The organism is Advenella sp. EE-W14 (assembly GCF_012923605.1).
Lineage (GTDB): Bacteria > Pseudomonadota > Gammaproteobacteria > Burkholderiales > Burkholderiaceae_B > Advenella > Advenella alkanexedens.
This window is the reverse complement of sequence record NZ_JAAVNG010000001.1, coordinates 152,008-164,292: the sequence shown is the minus strand read 5'-3', so window position 1 is coordinate 164,292 and position 12,285 is coordinate 152,008. Positions and strand designations below refer to the sequence as shown.

13 protein-coding genes are annotated in these 12,285 nt (G+C 50.8%); 2 read left to right on the top strand and 11 right to left on the bottom strand.

What is annotated here, in order from left to right:
* The 11 genes from HCX92_RS00785 to HCX92_RS00735 all read right to left on the bottom strand — a co-directional run.
* On the bottom strand, window positions 1-1,248 hold a 1,248-nt coding region (locus HCX92_RS00785; RefSeq protein WP_169293006.1), incomplete at its 3' end, for a hypothetical protein.
* A 5-nt stretch (window positions 1,249-1,253) separates the two neighbouring features.
* The gene (locus HCX92_RS00780; protein ID WP_169293005.1) at window positions 1,254-2,267 is read right to left on the bottom strand and encodes a type II secretion system F family protein; all 1,014 of its coding nucleotides are present in this window, start codon (window positions 2,265-2,267) and stop codon (window positions 1,254-1,256) included.
* Between the two features lie 15 nt (window positions 2,268-2,282).
* The gene (locus tag HCX92_RS00775) at window positions 2,283-3,212 is read right to left on the bottom strand and encodes a type II secretion system F family protein (RefSeq protein WP_169293004.1); all 930 of its coding nucleotides are present in this window, start codon (window positions 3,210-3,212) and stop codon (window positions 2,283-2,285) included.
* Entirely contained in the window at window positions 3,212-4,579 is a 1,368-nt protein-coding gene (locus HCX92_RS00770; protein WP_169293003.1) for a CpaF family protein, read from the bottom strand. The genes HCX92_RS00775 and HCX92_RS00770 overlap by 1 nt, the downstream gene beginning before the upstream one ends.
* Before the next feature lie 13 nt (window positions 4,580-4,592).
* A complete protein-coding gene (locus tag HCX92_RS00765; RefSeq protein ID WP_169293002.1) occupies window positions 4,593-5,897 on the bottom strand; it encodes a pilus assembly protein CpaE in 1,305 nt (434 codons plus the stop codon).
* A gap of 37 nt (window positions 5,898-5,934) precedes the next feature.
* On the bottom strand, window positions 5,935-7,260 hold the full coding sequence (locus HCX92_RS00760; protein WP_169293025.1) for a type II and III secretion system protein family protein: 1,326 nt from the start codon (window positions 7,258-7,260) through the stop codon (window positions 5,935-5,937).
* A 90-nt stretch (window positions 7,261-7,350) separates the two neighbouring features.
* Window positions 7,351-8,301 carry a Flp pilus assembly protein CpaB gene (gene cpaB, locus HCX92_RS00755; RefSeq protein ID WP_169293001.1) on the bottom strand — a complete coding sequence of 317 codons (951 nt, stop codon included), beginning with the start codon at window positions 8,299-8,301 and terminating at the stop codon, window positions 7,351-7,353.
* A 6-nt stretch (window positions 8,302-8,307) separates the two neighbouring features.
* The gene (locus tag HCX92_RS00750; RefSeq protein WP_169293000.1) at window positions 8,308-8,814 is read right to left on the bottom strand and encodes a TadE/TadG family type IV pilus assembly protein; all 507 of its coding nucleotides are present in this window, start codon (window positions 8,812-8,814) and stop codon (window positions 8,308-8,310) included.
* A gap of 11 nt (window positions 8,815-8,825) precedes the next feature.
* A complete protein-coding gene (locus HCX92_RS00745) occupies window positions 8,826-9,395 on the bottom strand; it encodes a TadE/TadG family type IV pilus assembly protein (RefSeq protein WP_169292999.1) in 570 nt (189 codons plus the stop codon).
* A complete protein-coding gene (locus HCX92_RS00740) occupies window positions 9,382-9,897 on the bottom strand; it encodes a prepilin peptidase (RefSeq protein ID WP_169292998.1) in 516 nt (171 codons plus the stop codon). Before HCX92_RS00740 ends, HCX92_RS00745 begins: the two co-directional genes overlap by 14 nt.
* Before the next feature lie 90 nt (window positions 9,898-9,987).
* Window positions 9,988-10,179 carry a Flp family type IVb pilin gene (locus tag HCX92_RS00735; RefSeq protein WP_169292997.1) on the bottom strand — a complete coding sequence of 64 codons (192 nt, stop codon included), beginning with the start codon at window positions 10,177-10,179 and terminating at the stop codon, window positions 9,988-9,990.
* Window positions 10,180-10,514: 335 nt separating this feature from the next.
* On the opposite strand from HCX92_RS00735, the gene HCX92_RS00730 reads away from it, so the two are divergent.
* Window positions 10,515-11,471 (top strand): glycosyltransferase family 2 protein, encoded by a 957-nt coding sequence (locus HCX92_RS00730; RefSeq protein WP_169292996.1) that lies wholly within the window; start codon window positions 10,515-10,517, stop codon window positions 11,469-11,471.
* Window positions 11,468-12,285, top strand: an 818-nt coding sequence (locus HCX92_RS00725; RefSeq protein ID WP_211182205.1) for a hypothetical protein, incomplete at its 3' end; no start/stop codon positions are given. The genes HCX92_RS00730 and HCX92_RS00725, both read left to right, overlap by 4 nt.

Genomic DNA, 12,285 nt, shown 5'->3' with positions numbered 1-12,285 from the left:
AGCCTCTTCAGCCAGGCGCTTTTCTTCAGCCTGTTGCTTTGCCAACTCTGCCAGACGTTTTTCCTCGGCCTGCTGTTGTGACACAGGGGGCCAGACAAATGCCGGTTGCATCATGGCAATCGGGTCATTGCTGGGAGGAGCCATTTGCATGGGCGCTTCGTTACCCCTAACCAGTTGCTGTTTGGGCTGCGGCTGTGGTTCTGCCTGTGGTGCTGTACGGGCAGGTTCAGCCGCCTGGGCTGGCTGTTGGCCCACATTAACCAGTTGTGGTTCTGGTTCGGGTTGAATTTGGGCCTGTGACTGGGCATCTGGGCGAGGCTGGATATCTGCCGGCAGCGGTGCACTGGCTGGCAACTGCAAATCAAATGACTGTTGTTGGCTGTTTTGTGCCTGCCTGTAACTTGAAGCGGATACTACTTTATCCTGTTTTTTTTTAATCTCGGCACTGGATGCCCTAAGATTGTCTACGCCCCTGACCTGGTTGTCTTCTTCACGCGATGAAGCACTGGCAGATGCCTGCACAGGGGCAGGTGGCAAGCGGCGTACCTGATCAGCAATGGCATAAATTTGCTGGCGGGCCTGCTGGCTAAGATTGGCGCTTTGCATCACCTGCTCGGCAGCGGGCGTAACACCTCGTACCAGCAGGTAAAGTGCCATGTTACTTAACACCTTGGGATTTTGTGGCATTAACTCGGCAGCTTTACCAATAGGAATACGGGCGCCTTCAATATCACCCATACGCATCCTGGCATAAGCAAGGTCGCTAAGAATAACGGCATCAGAAGGCGCAGCTGATGATGCATTTTCCAGATTTTTGGATGCTTCGACAAAGTCACCGCGCTGGCCGGCCATGAGACCAAGACCGTGCCAGGCCTGGGCTTTTTGACGGGTTTTGGTCAGACGGCGGTAAATTTCCTCACTTTGCGCATGCTGGTCTGTTTTTCTAAGGGCTTCGGCCCGCAAAATTTCCACATCCGGAGATTTACCGTATTTGACATCATATTCATCAATAAACGCCAAAGAAGCGAAATAACGTCCCTGATCCTGGGCTTCTTTGATCGTCATGATTAACAATTGTTCTTTTTCGGGCGCTTTCTTGCGCGCGTCATCCATTTCCTTACGCTGGATCATGGCCTGTTCCTGCTGTTGATCTTCCATCAACCGCCAGGCCGAATCCGAAGAAGCGTTCACACATCCTGCCAATACACCTGCACATGCAACTGCGGTTGCTTTCTTCACCAATTTCATAATCTTTAACCACCTCCCATTCGAGACAATCCACGGAACACGGCAATAAAGCCAGAGCCTGCGGTCACAATCATTAACGCGGGCAGCAGAGTCAATACCATGACCCCGGTCATCTTGACCGTCAGCTTGCCAATTTTTTCTTTCAATCCAGCACGACGCTGCTCACGCAGGCGTTCACTAAAACGCTGCAGGGGTTCCTGAACGGCACCACCATGCTTATCCACCTGCGCAATCAAATGGCAAATGGCACTCAAATCATCATTGTCCAGGCCGTTAATCATGCGATCCATGGACTGCTCGCGCGGCATGCCACGATTATACTGTTCTACTGCCACCTCCAGTTCCACACTAAGGACAGGAAAAACCGCCTTGAAATCTTTCACGATAATATAAAGACTCTGGTCCATTGACATGCCCACACCCTGCAACAGGCGTAATAAGTCCACCAGCAACGGCAGCTCATCATCAACCGCTTTCTTGCGTTTGTTGACCCGATTCATCAATACCCATTTAGGCAGCATCCATCCCAGCGCAAAGCCGAAGAAAATGGAAAGCGCATAGGTCATTAAATGACCACCCATAATCTTCACGGGCCCGGTCACAAACAACAAAATGACCGGCAAGCCTATGCATAAAACAGCGCGGACAAATGAAAACAAGGCTTTTGCCTTGCCATAATCCTCAAAGCCGCCCAACTCCAGATAGGCTTTGTCTTCTTCAGCCAGCAAAATATCGCCAAATCGGCCCTGACCCAATCGTGAGCCCAGCTCCGCCGCTTTGACCACGGCCGATTCCAGACGCGCGTTGTCTTCTTCTACCTGATCTTGCACACCCGGAAAAACCATTGCATTGGCCTGTTCCCGCTTGTGCAGGACTTCCTCTATCTGGCCTTTACTCTTTTCTTGCCGTACCATGGTTTCAATCAGGTATACGGCCACCACCAGGGCAGCAATCGCCAGCAATACCAGGGCGCCGGCCTGCAAACTTGCTGGACTGAGATAACTTGTTAAATCCGGCATTCTATTTTCCTCATGCTAAACGGATTTGGCCAAACGATACAACCAATAAGAACCGGATATCTGCAAAACCACAGCCCCTATCAACATGATCTTGCCTGCCGGATCTTCCCACATGCCCATAAACAGGGCATTGTTGAAAACCAGAATAAAACAGGCCAGCCCTACCGGCAACAGGGCCAAAACCCAGGCAGACAAACGCAGCTCGGCCGACATGGCTTTCATTTCCGCACGGGCCTGTTCAAGATCGCGCATGAACGATGACATCCTTTCCAGCACCTGGTCACTGCGGCCACCATATTTCAACGCCACACCCATAACGGAAGCCAGCAGATACAGTTCATGCAGGCCATACTGGCGCGACACATAATGCAAGGCAATATCAATGTCCTTGCCCGAGCGGTTCAGGCTGACCGTGCGGTCTATCACATCCCGCAGGGGCAGTTCGGTACCTGTCGCCGCATTGTGGAATGCTGCCCCCATACTGTTACCGATTGTCATCATGCGAACCACCCGATCAAGAAAATCGGGCAGCTGACGCACAATCTCCTTGCGAAGCCGTTCACCCTTGAGCCATAAATGGAATAAAGAAATGGCAAGCATCAGGACAAATGCGGCACCTGCGGCAATCACCCCACCAAAAATCAAAGCCAGCAGGCTGGGAATCAGAGTCGTCAACCAGAACAACACGTAAAACCGGGTCGTTGGCAACTTACCGGCACGCAATAAAAACTCATTCCAGTTCCGTGGGCCGGTTTTCCAGACCTTGCGCTGGCGTACCACTTCATCCTCAGCAGGATCGTCTTGCCCCAAACGCCGCTCAAGCTGTTCCAGCACAAACTGGTTCTTGGCCTTATGCTTGCGTTGCTGATTGGCACCATGCCACAAAACAAACGCCAGAATAACCAGAACCAGCGCCATTAGCGCCAGTAAAACCACACTGTTCATTAACGCCTCCTGCTCCAGAAACCCGGGCTGGTATCACGCGTTACAGCCTGGGCGGATACAGGCGCCGACTTCACAACCGTCTCACGCATCTTGCCTTTATGAGCCTCCAGTTTACTGCAGTGTGGCAAAATACCCATGCTCACCCATTGATCTTTTTCTTCACCATCAGCACCAATCACCGACTCATAGCGATACAGCTCCTGAGTAGTGATAATACCGTCACTCATGCCAATCACTTCAGTAATTGAAAGAATCCGCCGTTTGCCATTGGGCAGACGACCAATCTGGATGATGAAGTCCAAAGCACCGGAAATCTGGCGGCGCAAACTTTCTTCACTACCATGAAAACCGGCAAACCCGGCCAGCATTTCCATCCGGTACAGGCACTCGCGTGGTGAACTGGCGTGAATGGTTGCCATGGAACCTTCGTGTCCGGTGTTCATGGCCTGCAACATATCAATCACTTCAGAACCACGCACCTCGCCCACAATAATCCGGTCGGGTCGCATCCGTAAACTGTTGCGGATCAAGTCGCGGATACTGACTTCGCCACTGCCGTCATAACCGGCCTGGCGCGACTCCAACCGCACCACATGTTCATGGTTCAGCGACATCTCGGCCGTATCCTCAATCGTAATGATCCGCTCACGAGGACCGATAAAAAATGCCAGCGCATTCAGCATGGACGTTTTACCCGAGCTCGTACCACCGGAAATCAGGATATTGCAGCGCGATGCGACCGCTGCCTCCAGCAATTGATAAATTTCTTCGTTGAAGGTCCCGAAATGCATGAGATCTTCGGGCTTGAGCGGATCCTTGCGGAATTTACGGATGGAAACCAGCGGGCCATCCAGCGACAGAGGGCCAATCACCACGTTCAGACGGGCGCCATCGGGCAAGCGGGCATCCACCATGGGCGTTGACTCATCAAGCCGGCGGCCCAGCGGTGCCAGAATGCGGCGCACAATCCGCATCACATGCTGGTTGTCGGTAAACAGAGCCGGTTCGCGCTCAAGCACTCCTCGACGCGACACAAACACATTGTCGAACCCGTTAATCAGGATATCCTCAACAGCCGGGTCGCTTAATAAATCTTCCAGCGGTCCCAGACCCACCAATTCTTTGGTTAATGCATCAGCAATTTCACGGATTTCGCTTTCATTGACGGCAAACCGCCGAGTTCGCACAAACGAATTGACTTCGCTATCAACAAACGTCCTGATCGTATCGGGGTTCCAGCGGGCAAACTCAGTCCCCATTTCTTCAATGCGTGTCAGCAAATGCTCGAACGCATGATTCTTCACTTCCTGAAAACGGCTACTGTCAATGAATCCGTCTTCGCCAAATTTAATGGGTGTCCTTATCATTTATCCAGATCTCCTACCGCACCGATCCAGAACGGGAGTCCCGTCCAAACAATGAGGCCAGCCATCCTGATTTCTGTTCCTGCATCCGCTCTTTACCAGCGGCAGGAACAACCAATGTATTGGCCAGGGCTCGCACAGCCTTGATATATGGATCTTTAGGGGCGTCATGATGTAACAGATGACCCTGACTGGTACTTTTCATGATGGCCAGTGTTCGGTCGGGCAAGGTGCCTTTCAGTGGCAAACCAAAACGCTGCGCAATCTGTTCGGCACTCATGCCGTATTGAATATCGTAGCGGTTAACCACCAGCGACAGTTCATCGGAAGCAATGCCATCTTCCTCGAACTCTTTGAGAATATCCGCCAGGGAGACCAGCGCGGCAATGCTTTGGTCGGTCACCAGCCAGGTTTCATCCGCAAGACGAACCAGACCGGCAATAAAGGCCGGATTAGGCATACCACCCACATCGACCACCATGACACCAAAATGATCACGCAGCCGTTCAGCCAAAAACAGGGAGTCAGCATGAGAAATACTATTCAGCTGATCCAGATCCCGTGGCAAGGACATGACACTCAAGCCGGTACTGTCATGCGCCATCGCCGACATCAGCATGGTTCTGTCCAGGCGGCGCAAATTTCGCACCCCTTCCACAAAATCAAAATTGCCATTCAGGTTCAGGTACAGCATGCCATCCGCCACCGGCAAACCCAAATCCAGCAGGCAGGTGCGATCATGCAGGGAAACCATGCCGGCATCCTGCTCGCTGGCGTCAGACTTGCCCTCCGTCTGCAAACGGGCATTACGATCAGAGGTTTGCATTTCCTGCAACAGGCTGGCCAAATGCACGGAAAGCAGGGTGGCCCCCATTCCGGTCCGCACCCCTAAAATCAACACATTACGATAACGGGCTTCATCTTCGCGACCATTGTTCCAGCGCCTTGCCAGACGCTTGACCGTATCACGCACTTCTTCCGGGTTATCCACATCAACAAAATCATTCATCCCGGCACGCAGGGCGGCCACGGCAGCACCCGGTGAATTCATGCATCCCACGGCAACACTGGGCATATCGGGTTTATGACGATTTAACAAACGGGCCATGTCAATCGAGCGGGCCAGTTTCTCATTGTCGGCATCATCAGGCACAAAGTCCAGAAACACCATATTAACCAGACTGTCATCCAAGTGGCGAGTCAATGCATCAGGGGCAGGCTGCTCATGAACGAGCGTTCCCAGACCTTCCAGTGAATCCGCCAGTTTTCCGGCGATCTCGGGGTCTGAAGAAAAAAATACAAACCGATTATGCTTGGACAAAATCTACTGCTCCGGAAGGGGGTAAATAACAATTGTTTTAGCGGGAAAATCCGGGCATTTGTTCACCCGAAGCAGGCCCAACCAAATAATAGCCCCAGGCGGTCCCCTCCTCGTTGAGGTTTTCCTTGCCCTGACCAGGCAGAGGTAACTCCGTGCCTTTGGCAATGGGTTTAACTAACCGTGGTGTCACCACAATCACCAGTTCACGTTCGTCTTGCTCATATTTTATACTTCGAAAAAAAGCACCAATAATAGGCAAATTGCTTAGAAATGGCATTTTACTGACATTGGCCATGGTTTGGCGGGAAACCAGCCCACTAATGATATAACTTTCACCCTCACCCATTTCAACCGTGGTATCGGCCTTACGCACGCTCAAGGCTGGCATCAAGGTGGTTTGGTCTCCACTGACAACAGGAATCGCATTGGCATAATCCAGTTCACTGGATTCTGGCGCCACCTTCAAGGCAATACGGTTGGGAGAAAGCACGGTTGGCGTTACGGTAAGCGCAATACCAAATGGCTTGTAAGAAACGGTTTGCGTACCCAGGCCACCTGATTCTGGCACAGGGATTTCACCCCCGGCCCTGAAGCTGGCACTTTGACCGGAAAGCGCCACCAAGGTAGGCTCGGCCAAGGTACGGGCCATGCCATTGTTTTCAAGCAGCTTCAGCTTGGCCCCAAAATTGCGAGAATCAAACATCAGGGAAAACCCGTTACTGATGGCAGGAGCAAAATTACTAACCGCCCCCCAGGTACCAGAGCCGCCTTCCATGATCTTGCCATTGGGCAGCACGCCTGCTGCCCGAGAGGTTCCCGAATTCCAGTCAATCCCCACCTCTTTCATCACCGTACGGGACAGTTCAACAATTTTAACCTCTACCTGCACCATGCCACTATGGTTAACAATAGAAGTATCAATAATCCTGTCGGACTCTCCGGTCGCACGGGCAGCAGCAGTTGAACGCTGGTGTTCAATCATATTGGAAGAGCGACCCGTTACCACAGCCTGCCCACCAGTGGCACGAACAGGTGCCTCCAGCCGTTTAGCCGACTCCAGCGCACTTTGCTCACCAGACACGACACTGACCTGCCAGCGTTTGGGATTTGGGTCACCCTCGACCCAAACTTGTATATCAGTCACACCCGGCTTTTTGGCAGCCAGCAAAATATCACCTACTCCCTCTTCAAGCGGTAAAATCTGCACGTCAACCACAGCTGGATTACCCACGGCAATTCGTTCCGGAGCGCCATCAACCTTGATCATGCGCTGCGTGTCCACCACCATGCCCAAGCCACCAGGACGGGTAAAACCGGTTGATTGCGCCATGACCGGCTGCGCCGAAACAAATGCCAGTCCCATGGCGGCAGCTGTCAGTACCTGCGTTGCGTTCCTGTTAAAGGCGGAAAAAATCTGATTCACTGAAAATTTCATTATTAAACCCATTCAACCCTAGTACTTGACGTTTTCAATTTGCGTACCACGAATAATCTGCACGGTCTTGCCTGAATTGCCCTGTTTCACCACCGGTGCATCCGGCGTATCGTCATCGTCCTGCAACTCACCCGAAAGATCGGGCAGGCTCATGCCCGCATAGGCCATATTACCGGCATCCTCCAGCGCAGCCAACTGTTCTGGCGTTAAATCAGGCCTGCCCTTCAGAACGGGCTCCGGTTCAGGGAACAGGGTCATATCAGGCAGATTTTCATCGTGCGGTGCACGCAGGGCCAATTGCAGTTTGCCATTACGGGTAGCCAGCAACAATTTATTCACATCTTCAAGAGATATGGCCAGCATGGCAATACGTGCCGGTGTGGCGCGGGTACGCTGACGCTCATCGTTGCCAGGCGGCGTTGCCGGACCATCTACGGTGTTGTCGCCATAAGCCAGCACCCTTACCTGGGGCAGCAGCAAACGGGACTGTGCCCCAACATCACCTTTACTGTTAAGCGTAAAGAACACATCCACAATATCGCCCGGTGCCACCAGGTTACCGGCCCCCACGATTTCATCAACCGGAATGGTGATGGCACGCTGCCCGTCACTCAGATAAGAAGCGATACCCATGGCCAGCAGGCCTTTGGTAATGGGCTCTTCCGCAGCAATATCAAAACGCACCACCTTGCCCACAAGGTCCTCTTTTTTGGTAAAACCATTACCGGGCACGCTGGGCCACTGATCTTCCTTCAACATGTCGGCCTGAATAACCTGGCCTGCCAGGATATTTTTGGCTGCCAGAATGACTGCGTGAGTGGGTTTGCTGGCCACGACAGGCCGCTCTACCTGTTGAACCACCACAACAGGCTCCGGCTTGGGCGCTGTTGACATTTTATAGGCAAAAAAGCCCAAAACAGCCGCAAGCAATACCAGCCCTATTGCAACGATTTTGGTAAAGTTATTCATAAAAAATCAAGCTCCGGATAAATCAGTAATTTTTATAACCGAAGTGGCGGATAGTTCTGTTGGTATCCAGCCACCTGTTTTATTGCTAAACATCTTTCCTACTGCCTGCACCATATTCACCAGCGGCAACCCATCGACCGTCACCGTCATGATGAGCTGCAGGCATTTTTGCGTTGGATCATTCAGGGCCCAGGCACATGCAACGGCAGAGGCATCACAAATCACCTTATCCGCATCAGGATTTTCTGGATCAAGCAACCCCTCAAGAATAAAATCAGCGGCCACCATGGTTTTGGCATGGAGACAGGCCTTTTCGGCATAATCCGCTTCACCGTTAATACTGTACTGTAGTGCAACCCTTGTACTGTCTCCGGCAATATGGGATACCTTTTGCTGCGTCCACATCAGCATGCCAAAACTTACAATAGCCAAACAAATCGTTAATAAAACCGTAAAAACAAGCGCAAACTCGATGGCGGCCACCCCTTGCTGGCCCTTTCTTGTTTGTTGCATGGCATTATATTTCATGATGAATGATCCAGTGCAATACCAAGATCAACCGAAGTTCGGCTTTCCAACGTATCGGGAACTGCCACACTCATGAGTGCAGACGGTCCCAAATAAGGAATCATGGGATGCAGGGCATAGGGGTAACGAATAACCACTTCCAGTTTATTGGTGTCAGTAATAGAGCACAATGTTGCATCTGCCCCATTTAAAGAATCCAAAAGCTGAATGGGCTCTCCGCCACATACGGCAATTTTCAGTTTATTACCACCCGCCATATTATCAACCCAGGCTGTATGATCCTTTGCAACTTCCAAGGCCTTGCCCGCACGCGCAACAAGCGCTGGGGCAGAAGCTCCCGCCTGCCACTGCAACCCTGCACGAGCCCCACTTTCAGCAGCAAAGTTCATGGATTGCTGGGCGGCAAAGATTAATCCGTAGGTAATCATTCCGTACAGCACCAGAAAAAAAATGATGAAAACAAAGGCAAATTCAACCGCATAGGCACCCTTTTGGCGGCTGATCGCTGAAACGGCAAAAGACGCTTTACGCGTCTTTATCAATGTGCTGCTCTCAAAACCACGCATGCCCACTCCAGTGATACGATACCGCCCATGCCAATGCCGTTATGCCCAGCCAGGCCCCATAAGGAACCCCTCGTCTTTTTTCCTTCTTTTCCTGCCACCAGTTTGCCCTAGCCGGTAACCAGCCTTGTGCCAATACCATTACTACCGCATGCAGACCGGTTAATACCGTTGCGACCAGCACGACTTGCCATAAGCCTGCAAACCCCAGCAAGAAGCCCAAGGTGGCAATGAGCTTTACGTCACCCGCGCCAAGCAATTTCAGGCTCCATAAGGGGAAGAAAACCAGCAGCCCCATTAAAAAGCCGGTAAGGCACTGGCGCCAGCTTATGTAAGCGGGCAAGGCCAGAAAATCTGGCGCGATCCCGTTAAGAAGCAAAAGGCCTGCCTGCACGGCAAAAGCCACCAGCAAAAGCTGATTGCTTATTCTGCGTTTTTTGAAATCACCTGCGATAACCAGCAGGGTGAAAATACCAAAGAGGGCAAGCCAGATGCTGGAGGACATTGTTTGTTTCAAAGAAATGCCCCGGTGTGGGGCATTTTTTAAAATGACAGGAGCCTATATTTCTAAATTCAAGGCTCCTACCCTTTGTGATTAACCACCAGTAGTACTGGGCTTTGCATTATCAAGCTCAGCAGAAATATTTCTAAAAATGCTATCTACGCTGTTACCTAAAACAGTCAAGGCACCAATAATCACCACCGCAATCAAACCCGCAATCAAAGCATATTCAATAGCCGTTGCGCCTTCTTCATCTTTCCAAAACTTAACCAATTGATCTTTCATTTTCAAATCCTCCGTGGATTACATATTGAAGGAACGGCAAAGCGCTCAATCAAAACAAAAATCTTAGAAACAAAACATAAAGAAACCCTGTAAATAGGTATAAATGCTGATGTTTCTTAAAATCTACAACCAATAACTTAATGTAACATAATTTCTTGTTTGTTCGAACCTATTTTACAAAGTAAGTTCCTGTTAATTTGAGATTAGCAAACATATATTGTTGTTTTTTAGCAAAATCTTAACCTGCGGTGTCGTTTAAAATACACAAAATCACACTATTTATTTTCAATACGATACATTCAAATTACACCCACGCCACAACTGTTACTCTTTCCATGTCTGTTAATCATATTTTGCCCGCAACCACACCCTCTTGCCAAAAAATAGCCGTTATTTTGCCGGCTCATAACGAAGAAAGAACGGTTGCGGCCACTGTTCAGGCTTTCCAGCAAGTACTGCCAGGTTGTGAAGTGGTTGTTTGTGACAATGCCTCTACAGACCAAACCGCCCGCATCGCCCGCAAGGCAGGAGCCCGTGTTATTCATGAGCCGCTTAAAGGCAAGGGCAATGCGGTCAGGCGTTTGCTGGCTACCGTTAATGCCGATATTTATATCTTGGCTGACGCAGACCAAACTTACGATGCCAACAGTGCCCCTGCCATGATTGAATTGCTGGAACAGGAACATCTGGATATGGTCACAGGCATTCGCCAGCACACAGAAAGCCAATCCTACCGTACTGGCCATCTATGGGGGAATGCCCTGTTCAACCGTCTTTTTGGCAAACTGTTTAAAACCCCCACCCAGGATATTTTTTCGGGTTACCGGGTTTTTACCCGTCGCTTTGCCAGTATCCTGCCTATTCAATCCTCGGGTTTTGAAATAGAAACAGAAATGACGGCCATTGCCAGCATCCTTAAAATTTCCACTGGTGAATTGCCGGTACACTATGCGCCACGCCCGACAGGCAGCACCAGCAAACTACGTACCTGGTCTGACGGCTTTAAAATACTGAAATCATTTTTCAGCTTATTCCGTCATTTTTACCCTGCTCATTTTTACGGCACAGTGGCTGGCCTGACGGCTTTGCTGAGTTTATTGCTGGGTGTACCGGTGATTATTGAATTCATGCAAACCGGCCTTGTGCCCCGTATTCCCACCGCCATACTGGCCAGCAGCCTGGGCATGATTGCTTTTGTTATTTTTACCACCGGTATTATTCTGGAAGCCCTGGCCAGAAACCGCATAGAGCAAAGAAAGCTGTTTTTTCTGGCAGCCGGATACAAAGAATGAAATTATCTTTATTACGCTCCCGAAACGGGATTTTTGTTTTAGCCATTGTATTTATGGTTATTGCCCTGTTCAGGTCAACCTATACCCAATTTAACGATGTAGCTGCCGGACAATTTTCCAACCCCGACAGTTATTACAAACTGGTACTGCTGGAAGGCTATGCCCAAGGCCACCCCATTAACTTCAATCCGCGTGACAATGCACCCGATGGAAACTGGATTCATTGGTCTTTACCCCATAGCTGGACGGTATGGCAAATGCACAAGGTTTTTACCCTGTTGGGCCTGGATACCCCAAATGCCTTAATCTGGGCCGGTGCCAGCCTGACCCTGTTCAGCATGTTGTTGTTAACCGCACTGGTAGCGGCTACTGTTTTAAGTATTGGCACCTACAAAGCCACGTTGGCAACCGCCCTGTTAATGGCCAGCAGCTTACCGTTGGCAGGTTATGGCCAGCTGCAACAAATTACCCATCACATTTTCATGCTGGTGCCCATTGCGGGGGCTGCCCTTTGTATCATACGCTCCCTTAATACCTCCAGTGTTACCAGGGATACCCTTGGTGGAATGCTGGCTGGGCTGGCTTTGTGGATATCGCCAGAAACCATGCCACTGGTGGTTATTATGGTGGTATTGCGTATGGCAATTCGCATGCAGTTTCCTGAGAGTGGCAAAATCTGGCCCATGGCTGCCGGGCTTACCGGCATGATATTGCTGGCATGGCTGATAGACCCACCCCCACCCACTTTTTCTGCCTGGTCTTTGGACCATGTCAGCCTGGCCTGGCTGCTGTTTGTTTGCCTTACCGCCCTTGT